The sequence below is a fragment of the Clostridium thermopalmarium DSM 5974 genome, assembly GCF_002995795.1.
Classification (GTDB): domain Bacteria; phylum Bacillota; class Clostridia; order Clostridiales; family Clostridiaceae; genus Clostridium_H; species Clostridium_H thermopalmarium.
Genome location: NZ_PVXN01000033.1, coordinates 16982 through 40109 on the forward strand (window position 1 = coordinate 16982; position 23128 = coordinate 40109).

Genomic DNA, 23128 nt, shown 5'->3' on the forward strand with positions numbered 1-23128 from the left:
TTCTTTTAAACCTTATCTAACTTATTAGTTCTAATATTCCCATAGCCGCTGCTGCCTCAACAACTGGCACTGCCCTTTGAACAATGCATGGGTCATGTCTTCCTTCAATTCTTATCATAGTATTTTCTCTAGTTACAATATTCACTGTTCTCTGCTCTTTTGCAATAGACGCTGTGGGTTTAAATGCAACTCTGAATATTAGGGGCATTCCGTTTGTTATTCCCCCCAATATTCCTCCATTGTTATTTGTGTAGGTTTTTATGTTATCATTCTCAATAAAAAATTCATCATTAGCTTGTGAACCCTTCATTCTAGATATATTAAAGCCTGCACCAAATTCTACTCCCTTTACTGCTGGAATAGAAAACATAAGACTGCTTAAAATGCTTTCTACAGAGTTAAAAAATGGTGAACCTATTCCTGCAGGTAGATTTAAAATTGCACACTCCACAATTCCACCTATGGAATCTAACTCTTCTCTAGCCTTTAGTATCTCTTCCTTCATTTTTAAAGCCTTTTCTTCATCTATTGTAGGAAACTCTTTTTTAGATAATTCCTCTAACAACTCTTTTTTTATATTCACACTATCAAAGTAATTATCTTCAACAGTGCCTATACTTTTTATGTGGCTTCCGATTATTATTCCTTGTTTCTTTAAAATCTGTTTTGCCACAGCTCCAGCAAATACAATAGGAGCTGTAAGTCTTCCAGAAAAATGGCCTCCTCCTCTATAATCATTAAAACCTTCATACTTTATAAATCCAGTATAGTCAGCATGACTCGGTCTTAAAAGGCTCTTTGTTTTTTCATAATCCTTTGAGTGTTGATCACTGTTTTTTATAGTAATGCAAAGAGGAGTACCTGTAGTCCTATTATTAAAATATCCGCTCTGTATTTGGAATTCATCTTTTTCATTTCGTGCTGTAGAAAACTTATTCTTTCCTGGAGCACGTCTTCTCATTTCTCTATTTATTTCTTCTATATCAAGTTCTATTCCTGATGGTAAGCCATCTATAATTATTCCTATGGAATTCCCATGAGATTCTCCAAAAATAGAGTATTTTATTTTATTTCCCCATACTCCACTCATATACTGCACCCCCTAGCTTTTCAAAATCTTCCCAAAAATGTGGATAAGATTTATTAACAGCTCTGCTGTTTGTTATTATGAGCTCATTTTCACATTTTATGGAGGCAACAGCCATAGCCATAGCTATTCTGTGATCATTCCAGCTATCTACAACTCCACCTTTTAAAACTTTCTTTCCTTTTATTACAAGTCCATCTTTAAGCTCTTCTACTTCAGCCCCTATTTTATTAAGTTCTGTTGCCATAGCCTTTAATCTATCACATTCCTTAATTCTTACTCTCTCAGCATTTATTATCTTTGTAGTTCCTTCGCTTACTGCACCAAGAACAGATAAAATAGGTACAAGGTCTGGACATTCAGAAGCATCTATTGTGATTCCTTTAGTAGTTGATTGTTTTACATCTATAGAGTCATCTCTTACCTCTATTTTCCCTCCCATTTCCTTTGCTATGTCCAGTATTACCTTATCTCCTTGAAGTGAATTTATATTTAAATCTTTGCATCTTATTTCTTTTCCTAACATACCTGCAACTATCCAAAAGGCTGCTTGGGAGAAATCTCCTTCAACTCTATAATCCATGGCTTTATACTTTTGATTTCCTTTAATATAGAACTCTTTATAGTCATTGTTTTCTACTTCTATTCCAAATTTCTTCAAGCAATCTATGGTTAAATCTACATAACCTTTTGATTCTAGTTCTGTAGTCATTATGATTTTAGAATCTCCCTCTAAAAGTGGAAGTGTAAACATAAGACCAGTTATAAACTGGGAGCTTATATTCCCCTTAACAAAGAACTCTCCTGACTTTAATTTACCTTTTACTTTTAAGGGAAGCTCACCATTACTAGTTTTATATTCTATTCCCTGCTTTTCAAATATGTCATAATACACATTAAGGGGCCTTGATACTAATTTTCCTCTTCCTTGAAAGATTATTTCTTCTCCAGTAAGCAATGCTATAGGAATCAAAAATCTTAAAGTTGAACCTGATTCTATACAATCTATGGTATCTTTTATGAGTATAGGATATGCCTTACCTTTTATACTTAAGTTATCGATATAATTTTCGATTTCTACCCCAAGGCTCTTCATACCTTCTATAGTAGCCTTAATATCCTGCGAATATATAATATTGCTTATGTTACTTACCCCTTCTGAAAGTCCAGCACATATAACAGCCCTATGTGCTAAGCTTTTAGATGGAGGAATATTTATCTCTCCTTTTAAGGAGCTTGGCATAATTCTTATGTTCTCCAATATATCATCTCCTCTCATCTTTAAAGGAAATTAGCTATTTCTTCTCTTCTTATTTTGTGAATAAAAGCTTCTCCAATATCTTTTAAAAGAATTATATTTATAAATTCTCCCTTGTTTTTCTTATCTAGGGATATTGCATTTAATATACTTTCCTTATCTTCTAAATTAATCTCATTTTGAAGATTATACTTACTTAAAGTTTCAGCTATTAGAGAAGCTGTTCCTTCTTTAGTTATCTTCATCTCTTCGCTCTTCTTAGTTATCATATACATTCCTAAAGCCACAGCTTCCCCATGAGTATACTTCTCAAAATTATAATATTTTTCAATAGCATGCCCTATAGTGTGTCCGAAATTTAAAATCATTCTTTCTCCAGTGTCCTTTTCATCCTTCTCCACTATTTCTTTCTTTATAGAACAGCAAGTGTAAATTATATCCTCCATATTATCTAAAAGACTTTCTTCATCGTACTTCATCAGATTATAAAATAAATCCTTATCTCTTATGCATCCATACTTTATTACCTCTCCCATACCATCGCTAAAAAATCTCTCATCTAAAGTACTTAATACATTTGGATCTATAAATACCGCTTCTGGATGATAAAAACTGCCTACTAAGTTCTTTCCCCTCTGCAAGTCTACAGCAACCTTCCCACCAATACTGCTGTCTATTTGAGCTAAAAGAGAAGTTGGTATTTGTACATATGGAACCCCTCTAAAAAGAGTGGAGGCAGCAAAGCCCGTTAAGTCCCCTATAACTCCTCCTCCAAGGGCAACTATAAGTTCTTCCCTTGTAATTCCTGTATCTAAAAGTTCATCATATAAATTTATAAGCTCCTCTATAGACTTACTCTTTTCTCCAGGTTTTACTACAATCTTAAAGACCTCAAACCCAGCATTCTCTAGGCTGGACTTTACCATATCTCCATAAAACTTATCTACATTCTCATCCGTTACTATAACTACCTTCTTACCACTGTACATCTTCTTTACTTCTTCCCCTATAACTCTTAAGATTCCTCTTTTTATATATAAGGGGTAGCTCTTATGGCTAAGTTTTACTTGAAGCAGCCTCAACTAGGACATCTCCTCTCTCTTTTTACTAGCTCTATTTAATATATTGCCTAAAGCTTCAGTATCCTCATTTATCAAAGCATGTTTTATGTCTGCAATATTTTTTTCAAATCTCTCTATGTGATTAATCAGATTTTTCCTATTTCCTATAAAGAGTTCAGTCCACAATTTTGTATTGATTCTAGCTATTCTCGTAAGATCTCTATAACTATCTCCAGTAAACTTTCCCGTATCCACTTCAAGATTATCGCTATTAACTAAGGACACTGCTATAACATGAGGAAGTTGACTTACAAAGCCTATAGCTTCATCATGTTTTTCCACACTTACTTTTTCTATATGTTTAAATCCCATATCTTTTGCTATATTTTCTATAAGTCTTATATTTTCTTTCTTATTTCTTTCAGTAGGAATTATTATATAATTTGCTCCCTTGAATATTTCCTTAGAAGCATACCCTAATCCGGTAAACTCTCTTCCAGCCATAGGATGTCCAAAAATGAAATCAATATCTTCTCTTAAAATTGAATTTATATCTTGAGCAAAGTCCTTTTTTATTCCTACAGTATCTGTTATCACTGCACCACTTTTAAAATTGTCCATGTTATCCTTTATAAACTTTTTTATACTTTTAGGATATATACATACTATTACTAAATCTGATTCTTTCAGAGGAATCTCAGGACTTAAAAAGCCCTTATCAATGATTCCTCTTTCTTCTCCAAGTTTTATAGTATCTTCATCTATGTCAACAGCATAGAGCTTTTTAGGATTCAATTCTCTCAAAGCCAAAGCATATGAACCCCCTATAAGCCCTAATCCCACAATAGTTATATTTAAATCTAGCCCCATTATAGTTACCCCCATATAACATTATTACTAGATTTCTCTTCCAACTGCATTTGCTATTACAGCTAATGTTTTCATAAGGTCTTCAAACTTTTCAGGTTTAAGTGATTGAGACCCATCACTTTTTGCCTTAGCTGGGTTATTGTGAACCTCTATCATAAGACCGTCTGCTCCTGCCGCTACAGCTGCCTTAGCTAGTGGTTCTACAAGCCACCAAATTCCTCCTGCATGGCTTGGATCTACAATTATAGGTAAGTGACTATGCCTTTTTATTACTGGTACTGCACTTAAATCTAGTGTGTTTCTAGTGTAATTTTCATAAGTTCTTATTCCTCTTTCACATAAAATTACATTCTCATTTCCCTCTGACATTATATATTCAGCTGACATTAAAAACTCTTCTATAGTTGCAGCCAATCCTCTTTTTAAAAGTATAGGCTTTTTTGTTTTTCCTAATTCTTTTAAGAGGTCAAAATTTTGCATATTTCTTGCCCCTACCTGAATTACATCTACATCTTCTACAAATTTATCTATCAATTTAGGCGACATTATCTCTGTAACTATAGGCAGTCCTGTTTCTTTTTTTGCTACTTTTAAAAGTTCAAGTCCTTCTAACCCCATTCCTTGGAAGCTGTACGGAGAAGTCCTTGGCTTAAAAGCTCCTCCTCTTAAAAAGCTAGCCCCTGATTTTTTCACCTGTTTTGCAAGCTCCACTATCTGTTCTTCACTCTCTACAGAACAAGGGCCTGCCATTACAGCTAATTTTTTGCCGCCAATAAGCTCGCCTCCTACAGATATTATTGAATCCTCAGGATGAAAAAGCCTATTTGCTTTTTTATATGGCTCTTGCACATGAACTATTTTTTCAACTTCTTCATATGCTTCTAGTTGTTTTGGGTCTATTATAGTTGTATCTCCAACTAATCCAAGTATACGGTACTTCTCACCTTCCACCTCATGAACTTCGATTCCTTTTTTAATTATATCCTCTTTAATTTTTTCAATACTTTCTCTTGTTGTGTTGTGTTTCATTACAATAATCATAAAATAGCCCCCTTATAAATTTTTTATAAAAAAAGAGACCCGTTAATGAGTCTCTTTTATATACCTATATTTATATACTACTAGTATTCTTGAATTATTCAAAGTGAGTTATCATATATAAATTGACTCATTAGAATTGGGAATTTTAAATTTTTCACAAGACAAATAACCAGCGTTAAAAAAATAACCCCAGTTTCTAAAGTAAAAGTTATATTGTCTTGCTATTCCTCTGCTAATAAGCCTTTTCATCACTTTTCCTCCATAAAAGATTTTTTAGTTTAATTATTTTTAATTATTATGTAGAATTATACCACTCTCAGAATTTATGTCAATACCTCATAAAATAAAACTCAAATTTACATTAACACTTTTTACCACGTTACAATATACTATATTAGGTCCACAATACCTTCAATTTTTAGACAAGCTACACAATCCTAACAAAAATATATAAATATCTATAGTTTAGTGATACTGGTCACTCATATGAAAATAATGAAAGAGTTTTACACTCAATGGAGGTGACTATAATATGCTAGGTTCATTTTTGTTTCCACTACTATTCCTAGGTGGACTTGGCCGCGGCGGATTTGGTCATGGTTATGGCAGCTATGGTAGATGTGGATGTACTCCTCACTGCTTTAATCCATGTGATTGTTGTGATGATTGTTGCCATAAACATCATAAACACCATAAACACCATAAACACGAAAAGTGCTGCTGCCAATGCTATCCTTTAAATTCTTGTTGTCAACCTTATAATAGATGTGGATCATTCTTTGATTGGTTCTGCTGATAATTGCAAAACCCCTGAGGGAAATTTCCCCAGGGGTTGTTTTACTAAATAAGTCCCTTTTCTTTTAGAAATTCATCAGCTACAGTTCTTGGATCTTCTCCTAGTTTATCTACCTTATAATTAAGATCTCTCATAGTTGCCTCATCTATTTGTCCTGCTAACTTGTTTAAAATCTCCTTTAATTCTGGGTGCTTTTGAAGTGTTTCTTTTCTAACTACAGGTGCTGCATGATATGGTGGAAACAAATGTTTATCATCCTCTAAAGTTACAAGATTGTATGCCTTTAAAAGACCATCTGTTGAGAATGCGTCGATTATGTCTGATTCTTTATTGATTATGGCCGTATACCTAAGCCCTCCATCAACAGGCTTTATCTTATCAAACTTAGTGCCATACAGTTTTTGCATTCCTATATATCCATCTTCTCTATCTGTAAACTCCATAGTAGGTCCAAAAACAAAGTTCTTTTCTTTTCCTTTTAGGTCTGACATCTTTTTTAAATTATATTTTTTTGCCGTATCTTCTCTCACTGCAAGAACATAGGTATTATTAAAGCCTAAGGGTTCTAACCAGGTAAGCCCATATTCTTTATCGAAATGCTTTTTTACTACTTCATAAGCCTGCTCAGGATCGCTTATACTTTCATGTTGCATAATGTTCATAAGGCCAGTGCCCACATATTCAATATACATATCTATATTTCCAGACCTTGCAGCCTCAAAGGTTACACTAGATCCTCCCAGATTTAATCCAGTTCTTTTTACATTTAAGTCTGTATTTTTTTCTACTAAAGTTGCAAACATATTTCCTAATATAAGTTGTTCTGTATAATTTTTAGAACCTACTACAAATTCCTTACTTCCACTATATACTTTGTATATTATGCTTCCTATAGCTATAATGATAACTAGAAGTAATGTCGCAGCAGCTACTATTCTATTTTGCTTATCTCTTTTTCTACTTCTACTTCTTCTTATTATCTTCTTACCTTTATCTTCTTTATTTAACTTTATTCCTTCTGGAACTACGGAATTTTCTATCTTACCCACTACAAAGTCCATTAAAAGAGCTAATATACAAGCCGGTATAGCTCCTGATAAAATCATGTAATTATCTACTCTTTGAACTCCTGTAAACACCATGTATCCAAGACCACCTGCTCCTATAAAAGCAGCAATAGTCATAAGTCCCACGGCTGTAACAGCTGCAATTCTGATGCCTGCCATTATAACAGGAAGTGCCAGTGGAATCTGTACCATTTGAAGTTTTTGTCTTCCTGTAAGTCCTATTCCATCTGCAGCTTCAAGTATATCTGGATTTATGTTTTTAAGTCCAGTATAAGTATTTTTAACTATAGGAAGCAATGAATATAAAAACACCATAACTATAGCTGGAGCACTTCCTATACCAAGTATTGGAATTAAAAATCCAAGTAATGCAATACTAGGTATGGCTTGAACTACATTAGCTAAACCAATTATGGGACCAGCTAACTTTTTCTTTCGTGTAATCAATATTCCTAGAGGGACTCCTATCAGTATAGCTGCGATAACTGCAGTGATAGTAAGTCCTATATGCTGTAGCAATAGCTGAATGATTTGATCTTTTCTATCTATAAGGTATGTTAAAAATCTTCTCACTATGCATCTACCTCCTCATCATCTAAGAATTGTCCGCTTAATACACTAATTAAGCTACTCCTAGTAATAAGCCCATTCAATTTTTTATTTTCATCTACTACAGGTATATAACCTATCTTTTTTTCATTCATTATCTTTAATACATCTATTATAGAATCGTCTTTATTTACTGAGATTACTTCCTTCTTAATAATATCTCTGAGACTTGCATTGCTGCTGATTTGTCTATGCTTTCTTATATCTTTTAAAGTAACAATCCCTTCTAATTTACCATTTTCATTTACTACCAAAATACTGTCTACATTTCTTTCATTCATTATCTCCGTTGCTTGAAGAAGGGTTCTACTTCCTATTGCTTTTACAGGATTCTTTATTACTATGTCTTTAGCCTTTATAAATTCTGGCTGGCTCCATATTCTATTTCTGCCCACAAACTCTTCAACAAACTCATTTGCAGGATTTCTAAGTATATTTTCTGGAGTATCGTATTGAAGTATCATCCCATCCTTCATTATACATATTTTATCTCCTAATTTTAAGGCTTCATCCATATCGTGAGTAACAAATACTATGGTCTTTTTAAGCTTTTCCTGGAGACTGAAAAGTTCATCTTGGAGTTGACTTCTAGTTATAGGATCAAGAGCTGAAAAAGGTTCGTCCATTAGTATTATATCTGGATCTATAGCAAAGGCTCTAGCAACACCTATTCTCTGTTGCTGTCCTCCACTTAATTCACTTGGATATCTATCAATATATTCTTCTGGATTCATACCAACCATGTTAAGCAATTCCTCTACTCTCTTTCGTATATCCTTATCTGACCATCCCTTTAAATAAGGTACTAATCCTATATTGTCTGCTACAGTCATATGAGGAAATAATCCTGTCTGTTGAATTACATATCCTATGTTTCTTCTTAATTCAATAGTATTCTTTTTACTTATATCTTCTCCATTTATGATAATTTGTCCTGATGTAGGCTTTATAAGTTTGTTTAACATTTTTAAAGTTGTTGTCTTACCACACCCACTAGGGCCTATAAGCACAACCAATTCACCTTTATTTATGGTTAAATCAATTTCCTTTAAGATTTCAACATTTTTAAATGCCTTTTTTACCTTCCTTAGTTCTATCATAACAATCTCCTCCTTTTAGGCATTCTTATCTATAAAATATATTCTTGTCTATAAAATTCATTTATATACTACTGCTAAGTTTCTTTCATTTTCTACAAACAACTTCTATTTAATATAAAGTTGTATGCTAAGTACAACTTTATTATATAATTAGAGTTGCTTCCTGTCAAAGTAACCTTTTCAAATATATGTAATAAAACTTGCCTTTTGCTTATAAAAAGATGGCTATACTTCATAAAAAAGCATAACCATCTTGTCTTATATTTCTTAGTTTTTCTTAGGAATCCAACTATTTACTAATTCTTCATTTTTATGCATCCATTCTTTTGCTACTTCTGATGGATCTTTATCACTATCTTGTATATCTGCCATAAGACTTCCTAATTGATCATCATTCATTTTAAAGTTTTTCAAAAATTCAGCAACCTCAGGCATATCTTGTGAAAAACCTTTCCTTGCTATAGTATGAAGGTTTTCTGCTTTCCCATAAGTTCCCTTTGGATCATCTAAAAACTTTAAGTCCCAGCGAGAGAACTTCCAGTGAGGGCTCCATCCTGTTATAACTATAGGCTTTTTATCATCTATGGCCTTTTTTAGCATAGCTAACATTGTAGCTTCACTACCTTCAAGCAGCTCTAAATCTAGTCCATACTCTTCTATTACACTTTTTGTAGATTTCATTATTCCAGCACCTGGATCTATTCCTATTATCTTTCCTTCTAGGTCATCCTTAATTCCATTTAATTCTTCTATACTTTTTATATTCATGTAAGCTGGAACTACTAAACCTATTCTAGCATTCTCATAGTTATATCCTAGGTCTTCTAAATCTTCCTTATATTTTTCCATATAATCCTTATGAGTAACAGGAAGCCATCCATCCATAAATACATCCATGTCTCCTCCAGCAAGGGAAGTAAACACCATTCCTGCCTCTCCTTGTTTCATATCCACTTCATAACCCATTTTTTCTTCTAAGACTACTTTAGCTAAGTTAGTCATTGCAATTCCTTCTGCCCAATTAACATACCCTATATTAACTTTTTTATTTGACTTTTCCTGTGTTGAATTACTTGTATTTCCACTTCCTGTAGTTTTAGCGCTACCACATCCTGCTAAAACACCTACTGCTAACATTCCTGCAAAGGCTAAAGAAACAATTTTTTTTAATTTCTTATTCATTACATATCCTCCTTGCTTTTATTTTTCCCCAATGATTGAGTTATTCTATCTAATATCATTGCTAAAATTACAACAGCAAGTCCACTTTCAAACCCTACTCCTACTTCCATTTGTTGAATACCTGACAGTACTTCTCTTCCAAGACCACCTGCTCCTATCATAGCTGAAATAACAACCATAGAAAGGGATAGCATAATTGTCTGATTTATTCCCGCTAATATGGTTGGCAACGCAATAGGTAACTGCACCTTAAACAGCATTTGGTTTTTTGTTGAACCGAATGACTTTGAAGCTTCTATTACATCTTCAGGTACTTGCCTAATTCCTAAGTTAGTAAGCCTTACTGCAGGTGGCATGGAGAAAATTATTGTAGCTATAGCTCCTGGAACTTTTCCCATTCCAAAAAACAGTACAGCTGGTATTAGATATACAAAAGCTGGCATAGTCTGCATAAAATCAAGTATAGGCCTTAAAACTTTATCTACCTTATTATGTCTTGATGCCCAAATTCCAAGAGGCACACCTATTAACAAGGAAATAAGTGCTGATACAGAGATTAGGGAAAGTGTTCCCATAGTCTGAGGCCATAGTTCTATAGAATCTATAAACAGCAGCCCTAAAAAAGTAAATATAGCTACTTTCTTTCCTGATAATTTCCACGCAGTTGCTGTAAATATAAGTATCAATAATATGCTAGGAATAAATAAAAGAAGATTTTCTAATCCATTGATAAGTGTTTCATTTATAAGCTTTATTAGATCAAAAAAAGGTCCTAAATTATCTTTTAACCAATCTATAGCAACTTCAATATATGGTCCTATATGAAATTTAATCATTCTATACCCCCTCTCCAGCTATCCCTGCAATTATAGTAGATCTTTTTATAATTCCAAGTAAGGTATTATCCTCATCTGTAACTGCAATTGGATATCTTGTGTTTGCAGCCACTGATAATAACTCCGCAATAGGTACATCTGGTAAAGTTGTAGGGAAGTCATTTATCAATGCTTTATCTACACTTGAAATTCCTTGTTTTGAAAGTTCTATAGCATCTTCTATGTTTATTATTCCTTTTAGCTTTCTTTCCTTATCTGTAACATATATACTTGCTATTCCCTCATCTTTCATAATTCTAACAGCTACTTTAGGTCCGTCCTTTACAAGATTAATAGCTTTAGATTTCTCCATAATAGTTGAGGCAGTAATAACCTTTGTCCTATCTACATCTTCAACAAATTTCTTTACATAATCACTAGCTGGATGTGTCAGTATATCCTCTGACGTACCGATTTGCTCTATTACACCATCTTTCATTATGGCTATTCTATCTCCTAATCTTAACGCCTCATCCAAGTCATGGGTTATAAATATAATTGTTTTATGCATTTTAGATTGCAGTTGAAGCATTTCTTCCTGCATTTCCTTACGTATTAACGGATCTAATGCACTAAAAGCTTCATCCATAAGCAATATTTCTGGGTCCGTAGCTAGTGCTCTAGCAATACCAACTCTCTGTTTCATTCCTCCACTTAATTGGTCTGGCATACTTTGTTCATAACCCTTTAAGCCAACCAATTCTAAAGCCTTTTCAGCTTTTTCCCTTCTAATATTAGCATCTATTCCTTGCAACTCTAAACCATATTCAACATTGCTTATAATATTTCTATGAGGAAGAAGCGCAAAATTCTGGAACACCATAGCTATCTTTTTTCTTCTAATTTCTCTTAATCTCTCATCGTTTACTTTTAAAATATCTTCTCCATCTATCAAAATCTCACCACTTGTAGCATCTATAAGACGATTTAAACATCTTATAAGAGTGGATTTACCACTGCCCGATAGACCCATTACTACAAAAAATTCTCCATCACCTACTTTAAAACTTGCATTATTAACTCCAACAGAATGTCCTGTCTTCTTATGAATTTCTTCTTTACTCATTCCTTTTTGCAAAAGCGGAATAATCTTCTTAGGGTTTCTTCCAAACACTTTATATAAATTTTTTATTTCTATTTGTGCCATACTTACCCTCCTTTATCATTAAAATAACTAGGCTTATTTCCATTATATAAACAAACAACTTTGTAATTTTATTAAGTTGTATGAATACAACAATTTTATACTATCATTAAAGTTGTTACTTGTCAAATTTTTGTGTAATGTATATCCAGTAACTAAAATAAATAAAAAGTGGTTTATTACAATTATGTAATCACCACTTTTTTATCATAAACTATTTCATATTTTCATTTTCCAAATATTTTTTTATCCTGTGAGATAAATTATCGTCTCCTACAACTAAAATTTTATCGCCTCTTTTAAATTCTAAATATGGACCTGGAGACACTAATATCTTATCTTCTCTCTTTACTCCAACTATAGTTCCTCCTGTATTGTGCCAGAATTCACTCTCTCCTATAGTCTTTCCTATTATATGAGATTCCTCAGGGATTTCAATTTCTATAGGTTCCACAAAATCTGTATTTCTAAATCTATATGAGTAATCTATAATTTTTTCATTTACATCCTGTATCTGTTTTTCTATCCTTTTTCTATCTTCGAGAAGCTTTTTCATTGTGCTTTTCAGCATTCCTATGCTTTCTTTTTCTTTGAAACTTTCAACAAACTGATAAGCTTTTTCAGAAGATTTTATTATTATTCCACTTCCCTTATTTACTTCCACAACTCCCTTATCTTCTAAAAGCTTCATAGACTTCCTTATAGTCTCTGGGGAAACATTATATTCTCCTGCAAGAACTGAACGTCCTCTCAGCTTTTCTCCTTCTACTAGTTCTCCTTTATAAATTCTAGCTGCCACATCTACTGATATTTTAATATATCTGGGCATTTCAATACGCTCACCCATGCTGTAACCCTCCAAAACTCTATTATAATCCTATTTGCAAGTTAGATTATAGCACAAACTTATTACATGGGGAAATAATTATACAATCATTTTTTCACTCCACTTACCGCATCTATCTCCAAAGCATCCAACTACTTCTGTAGAGTTTTTTATATTTACAACTTCACACCTATTTGGACAGCCACTGCATTCAAAACTATTAGATACAAACCTTGCATCTCCAACTTCCAGCCCTTTAAAATTAGTAATTTTCTTCTTCTGAACCGATTCTGCACCTATAATTGCAGCACCTATTGCTCCCATAACATCATGGTGCTCTGGTACATAAACTTTAAATCCTAAAGCATCTTCAAAAGCCTTTTTTATACCTTTATTTGCAGCAACTCCACCTTGAAAAAATACCTTTTGCTGAATATCTTTTCCCTTGGCCACATTGTTAAGATAATTTCTTACCATAGCTTCGCAAAGTCCTCTTATTATATCTGCTTCATTATATCCCAGTTGCTGCTTATGTATCATGTCAGATTCTGCAAACACAGCACATCTACCTGCTATTCTAACAGGAACATTAGACATTAGAGCATAGTCACCAAACTTTTCTATTGGTATTTCTAATCTTTCCGCCTGCCTATCTAAAAAGGAGCCTGTTCCTGCTGCACACACCGTATTCATAGCAAAATCCGTGACAACTCCTCCTTTTAGAGTAATTATCTTTGAATCTTGCCCTCCTATTTCTATAATAGTACGAACCTCTTTATCCAAATGAAGAGCAGCAATAGCATGAGTAGTAATCTCATTTTTTACAGCATCTCCTCCAATAAGGGCAGCTGCTATATGTCTTCCGCTTCCTGTTGTACCAACAGAAACAATTTCGTCACTGCTATACTTCTCTTGCAGCATTTTTAATCCCTTTTGTACTGCTTGTATTGGCCTTCCCTTTGTTCTCAAATATATCTTTTCTACCACATTCATGTCCTTATCTAAAAGTACAAAATCCGTGCTAACGGAACCTACATCAACACCCATATGATACATTTTTATGCCTCCTCTCAATTAAATCTAAAAATGCTTCAATTCTAGTAACATATCCTCCCTCTCCAGTCATTTCATCAACTACTAAACTCATTATAGGAAAATCCTTATCTCTTGATATTGATGGAAGTATAGCTTTAGTTATAATCTCCGGCATACATCCCATAGGGAATATTTGAATAGCTCCATCAAACTTATCTTTTTGAGCCATCATAGCCTCTCCTATACATTCTCTTGCATGCCCACCTATGTAATATGGTAAATACTCTTTTGATGCTCTCCTAAGATCAAGAGAGTTCAATTTCAATATTTTCAAAGCTGCATCCTTAACCCACCAGCTAGGAGTAAGCTTTCTTTTGCTGCACACACCATAATCCATAAGTTTATCTTCTATATTAAGGTTAGGAAATGGATCTATAACTGTATATATTTCTCCAATTATAGCCACCTTAAGAGGGTTCTTATTTTTATCAATAGGAATATTTTCTATGGCATTCTTATAGCTTTCTAAGATTTTTATTGCTTCGCTTGGATCATTAGTCTTAACTACATCTCTCTTACATTGATTTAGAATTCTTTTACAATCTCCTTTATTCACTTCATATCCCGCTAAATAGTGAGCCTTTTCTTCAATTTTATCTATTAAATTTATTGCCTTTAATGCCCTTAAAGCTGCTATAATCTTCTCTCTATTGCTCTTAGGACTTTCTGATACTAAATATTCTATTCTTTTTAATAGCTCCTTTTTTCCTATATCCTTAGGATAATCCATGACTATAAACTTCAAATTATATCCCAAATTTTCTAAAGCTTTCATTTGAAGTTCACAATATTCCCCAAACCTACAAGGTCCACAGCTTCCTACTAAAAGTATAGTATCAGCTCCCTGCTCAACGCTCTGAATATAATTCCCCATCATTATTTTGTAAGGAAGACACATCTCTTCTGGAGCGTAGGTTACCCCAATCTCAAGAGCTGTTTTATTGTTTATTGGTGGAATAACATAGTCTATTCCTAAACCATCAAAGAGTACCTTAACTGCAATATATACGTTCCCCATATGTGGAAATGTTACCTTCAACCATCTTCCCCCTTTCTATCATATCTATAAACGCCTCTATTCTTGTATTAAATCCAGCCTCCCCTGTCTGCTCATCTACCTTTAAAACAAGAAAAGGAAAATCCCCAATTCTATTCTTTATAAGCTCTATTACTACGGAATCTATACCACAGGCAAAAGAAGATATGTATATAATCCCATCTACTTTCTTCTTTGAAAAAAGAGTTGCTGCAGCTCCATATGAATTTCTAGCAAAACTCCAGAAAGGCCTTTTAAAAAGCTTATTTACTTCCCTATCTATTTCTACTTCTGAAACAAATTCTTCTGTAATAACTCCAGCTCCAAATTTATGAAGCTTTTCTATTAAGTTCATATTTATAAAATTATCATATACATTATATGGATGCCCAAGCAATGCCAATTTTATATCATAACCATCTTCATTTAACCCTTGCTTAAAATTTCCTTGTACCGCTAAGGCTTTTATATATGCTGTATCTACTGCATATATATTTCTACATATCATAAGACCTAATTTTTTGCACCAACTATGAAGACTTTTTTCTGAATTTATATACAATGGTAACTCTGTAATATCAGGCATATCTGGAATGCTGTTTTTTATCATCTCAGGAAGTCCACAGAACTTTGGACATATATATTCCCTATCTCTAATGCACATGATTCTAGGTACGATTATCAAATCGCATTTATCTTTTATATTATCCACATGACCGTGAAAAATTTTCATTGGAAGACATACTTCATCTACAGCGTATTTTACCCCTTTATCTAATATCCTTTTATTTGTGTCTTCAGAAACAATAATCTCTGCTCCTATTTCCTCTAAAAATGTATGAATAAAAGGATAATACTTGTAGTACAGTAATCCTTTTGGAATCCCTACTTTCATATTTTTCCTCCCTTTTTACAGATATGAACCTACATTTTCCTATTATTGAACAAAATGTTCTAATTTATTCACAAAAATAGTATATTAGTAAAATTCATGTGCTTTTTAAATTTTGCATATAAATATTCCCTTATTAGATAAAATATAAAAACCTTAACAGGTATCCCTGCTAAGGTTTTTTATTATAACTATTTTACTTATTTCTTATTTATCATAAGCTGGTACTGCTTGCGTATCTCTGCGCTTTGTTCTATATAAAAATACTCCAAATGTTATAGCCGCAGCTAATAATCCTACTACATTTGACACTAATCCATTGATTCTAAATCCTTCCGGCGCCTGCATTATATAGCTTATACATACAGCTGTCATAAATATAGCCGGAATAGTTGATATCCAATGATTCTTATTTGATTTAACTAAATATACAGAACATGCCCAAAGAGTTACCATTGCAAATGCTTGAGTTAACCATCCCATATATCTCCAAAGAATAGGGAATTGAACAAAAGTTAAGAATACAGATATAACAAACATTGGTACAGCAAGTATTAATCTATTTTTAATCTTATCCTGTGGGAAATGAATTATATCCCCTAATGCAAGTCTCGCACTTCTAAAAGCAGTATCTCCTGTAGTTATTGGACATGCTACAACTCCAAGTATTGCAAGTACACTTCCAACTGGACCTAACAGTGTTCTGGTTATTTCAAATACTGCTCCAGAAGCACCAGACTTGCCAAGTACTACCTTGCCAAGTCCAGGAACTCCATTATAGAATGCAAGTCCTGCTGCTATCCAGATAAGGGCAATAACCCCTTCTACAATCATAGCCCCGTAAAACGAATGTCTAGCATACTTTTCGGATTTAAGACATCTTGCCATCATAGGTGATTGAGTAGCGTGAAATCCAGATATAGCACCACAAGCAATAGTAACAAACATCATAGGCCACATAGGTGTGTTGCTAGGATGTAGATTAGAAAAGCTTACCTCAGGAATATGGTAACTCTTAAAAATTATTCCTCCTCCAACACCTGCTGCCATTATCAACAAACAAGTGCCAAATATAGGATATATCTTCCCAATAATTACATCAATAGGAAGAATAGTTGCTAAGAAATAATAGATAAATATAACTGCTATCCAAAAGTTTCTATCTAAATGTTCTGGAGTTAACTGTGCTAATAAGTCTGCTGGGCCTGTAACAAATACAACTCCTACAATGATGCAAAAGAAAACTGTTATAACTCTCATTATACTTTGAACTTTTTTTCCAAGATACATTCCATGTATTTCTGAAAGACTTGCCCCATCATGTCTTAATGAAATCATACCTGATAAATAATCATGAACAGCTCCTCCTAAAACACAACCTGCTATTACCCATAGAAATGCCACTGGTCCAAACAATGCCCCTTGTAATGCGCCAAATATAGGTCCTAAACCAGCAATATTTAAAAGTTGGATTAAAAAAACCTTCCACGTGGGCATAGGAATATAATCGACTCCATCCTGCATTGAATATGCTGGAGTTTCTTTAGAAAAATCTGCCCCAAATTGTTTTTCAACATACTTAGAGTAAAATAAAAAGCCTGATAAAAGAAGTAATAGCCCAATAATAAAAGTATACATAAAATGCCCCCTTTTTATATATAAAATTATTTATGCTGCAGTTATTTTTATAATAATTCCGGACTTATTATAAAAATAACTACAAAAAACCTACTTCTGCCCCAAAAGGGGCGGAAAGTAGGTCCGCGGTACCACCCAAATTTATCACTCATTTTATCTAACGGCACAAACCGGCTCAGCTTACTGAAATTTCAGCCTACAGCTCAAGGATGATTTTCAGCAACCTTAGTCTATGGACTCTCACCTAACTCCATTCTCTGTAAGACATATCTTTGCTTACTCTTTCCTATCATCGCTTTGAATTTTTTAATTTTGAGAAAATTATATTATTTTTAAAACCCTCTGTCAACTCTTTTAATCAAATCTGTAAATGTTTACTATTATTTTTTCTAAACTATGTTTTTAAGTTCTTTCCACTTCCTTCGGTATCCCTCTTCTATAACCTTCCTTTTCACTTCCTTTTCAGATATATTATCGTAATCATCATTATCTAGCACTTCTTGAAGAGTTAAATAAATTATATCTTCCTTTAAATTCGGTTCATAGGTTACAAAGATTTCTTCTTCTATCCTCTCTTGTGTCTTTGATTTACTCTCATCAATTATATGCTCTACCTTAACTCCATTACTCTTTAAAGCATATCCTAAAAGAATGCTTCTATGACAGTTAAATGGATTTCTCTCTGAACACATAAGCACAATATTATGTCCTCGCCTAATTCCTTCTACTATTTTACGTATACCTTTCTTAAACATATCTTCCTTTATTATATTATCGAAATTTGACCTTTTCCTTCTATTACCTAATTCTTCTCCCATATACATATAGTTAATACCTGATTGCTTTATAGCTTTTTCTAATATCTCTCTATCAAAAGCTCTTGTATAATTATTATTACTGTAAGGATTACTTCTAACATCCATTACACAATCAATTCCATAACTTCTTATTATTTCTATAAAATCTTCTAACTTTCTTGTTGAATGTCCAATAGTATAGCATGTCATTTGTATATCCCCCATTTATGAACATATTTTTACGCAATTCTGTATACGTTATTCTTTATTAGCTTATTCTCTTTTTGATTAAACTTTATACAGTATTTTAATAGTTTTGCTCTTACACAATCCTGCTTTAAATCCTCCAGATCTACAGAATGGAATAGCCACATTTGCTTTCTTGCTCTGCTTGCTGCTAAACTAAACCTTCTTACATCCCCTTCCTTAGTTAAAGCTGCAAATTTAACATTGTTAGCAATAACCATAGATAAAAAAATTACATCTCTTTCATCTCCTTGAAATAAATAAGGACTGCCGCAAATAATTTTTCTACTTATAATTTCCTTTTCACTGATTCTCTGCTCTATTAATTTCCTTATTACCTCACTTTGAGCATCTCCTAAAAGAGAAATTACTCCCATAGTCATTCCATCATATTTTGGATTTTTACAGCATTCTTCTATTTTATCTACCAGGCTTTCAGCCTCTTTTATATTTATATTTTTTATCTTATCCCTTTCCCCTTCAACCTTTACTGTCTTAACTGCACCTCCTAGAAATTCATTTTTAAAGAAGTTTATTGGGGATAAGATTTGATCTGAGTAATACACCTTATTACTAAATCCTATTATCTCTGGTAAAGATCTAAAATTTTCTCTTAATACAACTCTTGATGGGAACACTCTAAATGCTGTACTGTGAATGCTTGTCCATATATCAAACCACTCTGAATGAGGTATTCCATGCAAATATTTATCTATAAGCTGCTGAACTTCTTTTCTGATATTTTCTGAGGTTTCACGATTGATTTGTCTATTATCTCCAACTATTACTGCCTTTTTGGCTCTAATCAATGCTGATATAGCAAAAATATTGCTTTCATTGCCATCTTCTATTATTACTACATCAAATGGTTCTTGGGATAGATCGAAATTTTCTATAACCTTATTAATAGGCATAATCCATACAGACATGAAATTTTTAAAATTGTCTATTTCCTTTTTAGCTAGCTTTATATAATTACTTTTAGCTTTTCCAGAAGAAGTCTCAATCCTTCTTACAGCTTCTTTCCAAGCATACAAACTTCTTTTTTCGCTTTCTCCTATTTTACTTAAGGTATTAAACCATGCTTTTTTCTCTACTAAACCTTTTACTAAACAAGCTTCTTTCTTCTTTTCTAAGTTTATATTCTTTTTAATATTTTCAACTTGGAACTTTTTAAGTTCCTCTTCTAAAAGATTGGAAAGCTGCCTCCAGGACCAAGCTATGCTGAAATTTTTATATTTTGTGAGCATATTTAATCTATCTTCTTCATTCAATAGTCTTTGTACTAATTTTGGGCATCTTTTATTTACTTTCTCTAATAAATACTCTAGCTCTCTAATGTTTGGCGCTATTTCCTTAAGCCTATGAATTTTCTTATAGGATTGTCTTAATAACAAAGTATCCATATTGCGAAGAGCCTTTACTATTTCTTCAAAGCCTTTTACATTTGAAATAAGTTTTTCAATATTTCCTATATAGCTCTTTAAATTCTCATATTCGCTTATATACCTTATACTTAAAACCCCATATTGTAACTTGAAGTAAGTATCTATGTTATACCAATCCACTTCATCCAAAAATACAATTTTGCCCATTAAATTCACTATTTTTTCTTTAATCTTCTTATCCCAATTTATAATCACATCTATTTTATTTATATCATCTTCTAAGTTTGTTAAAACATTCAAATTTATATCCTCTATTTGTTCAGCTCCATACTCAGACATTGAATTATTCCATAGATTTTTCATGCTCTCTTCAACAGAACGCTGCTCTATATATAATTTAGCTATCTTAGCCTGCTCCTTAGACTCTATTTTCTTTCCGTCCACTCGGCACTTGTTCAAAATATCTTGACATTGACTGTGGAAAAGCTTAAATAACTTTCCTACTCTACCTTTTTGTTCATATTGATTATATATAACATTAAATTCATCAACTAATACATTAACATCCATATCTTTAGGAATTTCAACACTATGACCACTTATTTCTTTTGCAATACTTCCTATTTTCTTTATATAATAATTAGTTTTTAATATTGTTTGCTGAAGAACCGTCTTAACTGTTTCACCTTTTTTTGTACATTCTAAAATATTTTGAATCCAACTGTCTTTTATATCTTCTAAAAATCTCTGTGTACTTTCTAACAACCTAATAATGTAATCATAATCGTAGTCAGAATTATAAGATATACACCAGTTTTTTACAGCTTTCTTATAACCTATATAATTTCTTCGTATATCCATTATTCTTTGAATTTTAGCAACTAATTCATCGCAAGGAGGTATATTATAAAGAATAGGTCCCATCTCATTAAATTGATATATCTCTTCTTTGCTTATAGTGCTTATAAGATAAACTAATCTGGAAAACTTAGCATCTGTTAAAAGTGGTTTTTCATTATAATTTATATTATCTTCTATCCAGGAGTATTGACTTTCATTTTCTTCAAGCCAAACCTTTACACCTAATAATTTATACTTCTTGCCGCAATATTGTATCTCTTTATCCCAAATAGCCATTGCTTGTTCTAAATCCTGATTTAACAACTGATGTTTGCTTTTACATTCCATTAAACTTCTTACAGTGTTTTTTATATCCTTATCTAAGTTTTCTAAATCAGTATCTAATCTTTCTGTTACCTTATCTATTGAAGTATCAAGATCCTTTATACAATCTGTATCACCTTGAATTACACTTGCACATAAAGGTCTTATTTCTTTTGGTATTCTGTCAAGCAATATTCTAAGAGGCTTAGCTCTTTCACTTGTGACCAAAATCCTTTTATTATGAGCTAGCAGATGACAAATTAAATTTATTATAGAATGTGTTTTTCCCGTTCCTGTGGGCCCTTCTACTACAACTCCAAAGCCTTCTGCTAATTTTCTTGCAATTTCTTTTTGTTCATCATTATGTTCAAGAGGATATAATATGTTCTGCGCTGTATTTTCCCATTCTTCTACATTCGTCATATCTTTATCTACATAACTCTCGTCAACTAAAGCTTGTATTGATGAAGGAATATACCCTCCTGTACTCATTTTATTTGAAATTCTTTTAAGCTCTTGGCTCCAAATTTTTTCATTTTTTTGAGTAAGTTTTCGTACACTCGTAAGATAGGAAACTAGCTTAAGTAGCTTTTCTTCAGTATCCATAGGCACACCTCCCTACGTTAGCAGTTTACATTTGATTTTATTTTTTACATTTTTTACCTTAAACACCTATGATTATACCATATAATTCCATAAATGGGTAGAAAAAAAATGTATGCCTTTTCGACATACATTTTTATCTACTTACAAGAATCTCTTTCAACTAATTTATATGGTAAAATAAATAATTTTTTATCAATAGGTTGATTATTTATTTTCTTTATGAGCATTCTAGTAGCTACAGAGCCCATATCATATAGTGGTTGAGCTATTGTTGTAAGCCTTGGATAGAAAAATTCTGCACCATAAGTATCATTAAATCCAATAACATCAACATCTTCTGGAACCTTTATGCCATTATCTCTTAGGGAATTTATTGCTCCCATGGCAAGGTCATCATTTGCACAAAATAGCGCATCTATATCCTTAGTCTTACTTAATATAGAATTCATTGCCTTATATCCATCTTCCGCTTTTAATGAATACTTGCAAAAGTATACTATATCTTCATTATAAGAAATATTATTTTTCTCAAGAGCATCTTTATATCCATAATATCTTATAGCACTAGCATTTACAGCATCCACATCTGTTCCTATATATGCTATCTTTTTATTTCCCTTTTCAATCAAATAATTTACTGCATCTATGGCAGCCTGTTTATTATCTATTATTACACTTGGATATTCAGTCTCTCTTCCATTAGTTTCAATCAATACTATTGGCATATTACTGTCTTTTATAGTCTTCATTACTGTAGATTCTAAAGAGTTACTTATATATATAACTCCATCTACCATCTTTTCTCCTAGAACCCTAAAATACTCCAACTCCTTTTCAGGATCTAAATCTGTATTGCAAAGTATTATATTATATTCATAAATATTGGATACATCCTCTGCTCCTCTAACTATCTCAGGATACATAGAATTTGAAATATCCGGTATTATTATACCTATTGTTTTGGTTTTCTGCGTTTTTAAACTTCTTGCCACTATATTTGGTCTATAGTCTAACTTTTTTATAGCTTCTAAAACTTTTTTCTTAGTCTCCTCATTAACTACATCTATATTATTTAAAACTCTCGATACTGTGGCAATGGATACGTTTGCTTCTTTAGCTACATCCTTTATTGAAGCTGCCATTCTACCAACTCCTACTTTATTATATTTTACTATCTATTATACAATAGAAATTATTTAAAATACAAGTTATATAATTATTTCTCAGAGATTTCGCATCTAATTTCCAGTAAAGCTTTTTTCTTTATAGGAAATTAGATTTTTTCTATTTTATTGAAATTTTGGAAGGGAAAAAGGCCGTAGGCCATGTATATAGATACACCTTCCCCCT

Annotated in this window: 20 protein-coding genes and 1 other annotated feature; of the genes, 1 reads left to right on the forward strand and 19 read right to left on the reverse strand. The window is 32.6% G+C overall.

Going from position 1 to position 23128, the window contains the following annotated elements; all coding sequences use genetic code 11:
• Positions 1-16: 16 nt before the first annotated feature.
• The 6 genes from aroC to CPAL_RS13880 form a co-directional block, all read right to left on the reverse strand.
• The gene (gene aroC, locus CPAL_RS07190) at positions 17-1090 is read right to left on the reverse strand and encodes a chorismate synthase (protein WP_061857686.1); all 1074 of its coding nucleotides are present in this window, start codon (positions 1088-1090) and stop codon (positions 17-19) included.
• Positions 1068-2348 carry a 3-phosphoshikimate 1-carboxyvinyltransferase gene (gene aroA / locus CPAL_RS07195; RefSeq protein WP_082787822.1) on the reverse strand — a complete coding sequence of 427 codons (1281 nt, stop codon included), beginning with the start codon at positions 2346-2348 and terminating at the stop codon, positions 1068-1070. Before aroA ends, aroC begins: the two co-directional genes overlap by 23 nt.
• Before the next feature lie 20 nt (positions 2349-2368).
• The gene (gene aroB / locus CPAL_RS07200) at positions 2369-3427 is read right to left on the reverse strand and encodes a 3-dehydroquinate synthase (RefSeq protein ID WP_106024339.1); all 1059 of its coding nucleotides are present in this window, start codon (positions 3425-3427) and stop codon (positions 2369-2371) included.
• Positions 3428-4276, reverse strand: coding sequence for a prephenate dehydrogenase (locus CPAL_RS07205; RefSeq protein ID WP_106024340.1), 849 nt, complete (start codon positions 4274-4276; stop codon positions 3428-3430).
• Between the two features lie 27 nt (positions 4277-4303).
• Positions 4304-5317 (reverse strand): 3-deoxy-7-phosphoheptulonate synthase, encoded by a 1014-nt coding sequence (aroF, locus tag CPAL_RS07210; protein WP_061857690.1) that lies wholly within the window; start codon positions 5315-5317, stop codon positions 4304-4306.
• Between the two features lie 111 nt (positions 5318-5428).
• Positions 5429-5566, reverse strand: a complete 138-nt coding sequence (locus CPAL_RS13880; RefSeq protein ID WP_165815385.1) for a hypothetical protein — start codon at positions 5564-5566, stop codon at positions 5429-5431.
• Positions 5567-5849: 283 nt separating this feature from the next.
• Between CPAL_RS13880 and CPAL_RS07215 the strand changes: the two genes are divergently transcribed.
• Positions 5850-6113, forward strand: coding sequence for a hypothetical protein (locus CPAL_RS07215; RefSeq protein WP_082787823.1), 264 nt, complete (start codon positions 5850-5852; stop codon positions 6111-6113).
• A gap of 44 nt (positions 6114-6157) precedes the next feature.
• Here CPAL_RS07215 and CPAL_RS07220 read toward each other — a convergent pair whose 3' ends face one another.
• From CPAL_RS07220 to CPAL_RS07280, 13 genes are all read right to left on the reverse strand, one after another.
• On the reverse strand, positions 6158-7753 hold the full coding sequence (locus CPAL_RS07220; RefSeq protein WP_061857691.1) for an ABC transporter permease/substrate-binding protein: 1596 nt from the start codon (positions 7751-7753) through the stop codon (positions 6158-6160).
• On the reverse strand, positions 7753-8889 hold the full coding sequence (locus CPAL_RS07225) for an ABC transporter ATP-binding protein (protein WP_106024341.1): 1137 nt from the start codon (positions 8887-8889) through the stop codon (positions 7753-7755). Before CPAL_RS07225 ends, CPAL_RS07220 begins: the two co-directional genes overlap by 1 nt.
• 267 nt (positions 8890-9156) lie before the next feature.
• On the reverse strand, positions 9157-10071 hold the full coding sequence (locus tag CPAL_RS07230; RefSeq protein WP_061857693.1) for a glycine betaine ABC transporter substrate-binding protein: 915 nt from the start codon (positions 10069-10071) through the stop codon (positions 9157-9159).
• Positions 10071-10907: an ABC transporter permease gene (locus tag CPAL_RS07235; RefSeq protein WP_061857694.1), complete on the reverse strand. Its 837-nt coding sequence runs from the start codon at positions 10905-10907 to the stop codon at positions 10071-10073. The genes CPAL_RS07230 and CPAL_RS07235 overlap by 1 nt, the downstream gene beginning before the upstream one ends.
• A 1-nt stretch (position 10908) precedes the next feature.
• Complete coding sequence (locus CPAL_RS07240; RefSeq protein WP_106024342.1) at positions 10909-12093, reverse strand: quaternary amine ABC transporter ATP-binding protein; 1185 nt, start codon at positions 12091-12093, stop codon at positions 10909-10911.
• 211 nt (positions 12094-12304) lie between these two features.
• Positions 12305-12937, reverse strand: coding sequence for a GntR family transcriptional regulator (locus tag CPAL_RS07245; protein ID WP_061857696.1), 633 nt, complete (start codon positions 12935-12937; stop codon positions 12305-12307).
• 78 nt (positions 12938-13015) lie between these two features.
• Entirely contained in the window at positions 13016-13972 is a 957-nt protein-coding gene (locus CPAL_RS07250) for an acyl-CoA dehydratase activase (RefSeq protein WP_061857697.1), read from the reverse strand.
• A complete protein-coding gene (locus CPAL_RS07255; RefSeq protein WP_061857698.1) occupies positions 13953-15050 on the reverse strand; it encodes an acyl-CoA dehydratase activase-related protein in 1098 nt (365 codons plus the stop codon). Before CPAL_RS07255 ends, CPAL_RS07250 begins: the two co-directional genes overlap by 20 nt.
• Entirely contained in the window at positions 15004-15942 is a 939-nt protein-coding gene (locus CPAL_RS07260; protein ID WP_061857699.1) for an acyl-CoA dehydratase activase-related protein, read from the reverse strand. Before CPAL_RS07260 ends, CPAL_RS07255 begins: the two co-directional genes overlap by 47 nt.
• Before the next feature lie 204 nt (positions 15943-16146).
• Positions 16147-17577: a carbon starvation CstA family protein gene (locus tag CPAL_RS07265; protein WP_106024343.1), complete on the reverse strand. Its 1431-nt coding sequence runs from the start codon at positions 17575-17577 to the stop codon at positions 16147-16149.
• A 103-nt stretch (positions 17578-17680) separates the two neighbouring features.
• Positions 17681-17879, reverse strand: a binding site (T-box leader).
• Positions 17880-17966: 87 nt separating this feature from the next.
• Positions 17967-18584, reverse strand: coding sequence for a DUF488 domain-containing protein (locus CPAL_RS07270; RefSeq protein ID WP_061857701.1), 618 nt, complete (start codon positions 18582-18584; stop codon positions 17967-17969).
• 29 nt (positions 18585-18613) lie between these two features.
• Positions 18614-21778: an AAA domain-containing protein gene (locus CPAL_RS07275; RefSeq protein ID WP_061857702.1), complete on the reverse strand. Its 3165-nt coding sequence runs from the start codon at positions 21776-21778 to the stop codon at positions 18614-18616.
• A gap of 137 nt (positions 21779-21915) precedes the next feature.
• A complete protein-coding gene (locus CPAL_RS07280; protein ID WP_061857703.1) occupies positions 21916-22920 on the reverse strand; it encodes a LacI family DNA-binding transcriptional regulator in 1005 nt (334 codons plus the stop codon).
• Positions 22921-23128 lie beyond the last annotated feature (208 nt).

Coding starts and splice junctions, on each gene's coding strand:
- aroC (WP_061857686.1), bottom strand. CDS start 1,090: ATGAGTGGAGTATGGGGAAATAAAATAAAATACTCTATTTTTGGAGAA.
- CPAL_RS07205 (WP_106024340.1), bottom strand. CDS start 4,276: ATGGGGCTAGATTTAAATATAACTATTGTGGGATTAGGGCTTATAGGG.
- aroF (WP_061857690.1), bottom strand. CDS start 5,317: ATGATTATTGTAATGAAACACAACACAACAAGAGAAAGTATTGAAAAA.
- CPAL_RS13880 (WP_165815385.1), bottom strand. CDS start 5,566: ATGAAAAGGCTTATTAGCAGAGGAATAGCAAGACAATATAACTTTTAC.
- CPAL_RS07215 (WP_082787823.1), top strand. CDS start 5,850: ATGCTAGGTTCATTTTTGTTTCCACTACTATTCCTAGGTGGACTTGGC.
- CPAL_RS07225 (WP_106024341.1), bottom strand. CDS start 8,889: ATGATAGAACTAAGGAAGGTAAAAAAGGCATTTAAAAATGTTGAAATC.
- CPAL_RS07230 (WP_061857693.1), bottom strand. CDS start 10,071: ATGAATAAGAAATTAAAAAAAATTGTTTCTTTAGCCTTTGCAGGAATG.
- CPAL_RS07235 (WP_061857694.1), bottom strand. CDS start 10,907: ATGATTAAATTTCATATAGGACCATATATTGAAGTTGCTATAGATTGG.
- CPAL_RS07240 (WP_106024342.1), bottom strand. CDS start 12,093: ATGGCACAAATAGAAATAAAAAATTTATATAAAGTGTTTGGAAGAAAC.
- CPAL_RS07245 (WP_061857696.1), bottom strand. CDS start 12,937: ATGGGTGAGCGTATTGAAATGCCCAGATATATTAAAATATCAGTAGAT.
- CPAL_RS07250 (WP_061857697.1), bottom strand. CDS start 13,972: ATGTATCATATGGGTGTTGATGTAGGTTCCGTTAGCACGGATTTTGTA.
- CPAL_RS07260 (WP_061857699.1), bottom strand. CDS start 15,942: ATGAAAGTAGGGATTCCAAAAGGATTACTGTACTACAAGTATTATCCT.
- CPAL_RS07265 (WP_106024343.1), bottom strand. CDS start 17,577: ATGTATACTTTTATTATTGGGCTATTACTTCTTTTATCAGGCTTTTTA.
- CPAL_RS07270 (WP_061857701.1), bottom strand. CDS start 18,584: ATGACATGCTATACTATTGGACATTCAACAAGAAAGTTAGAAGATTTT.
- CPAL_RS07275 (WP_061857702.1), bottom strand. CDS start 21,778: ATGGATACTGAAGAAAAGCTACTTAAGCTAGTTTCCTATCTTACGAGT.
- CPAL_RS07280 (WP_061857703.1), bottom strand. CDS start 22,920: ATGGCAGCTTCAATAAAGGATGTAGCTAAAGAAGCAAACGTATCCATT.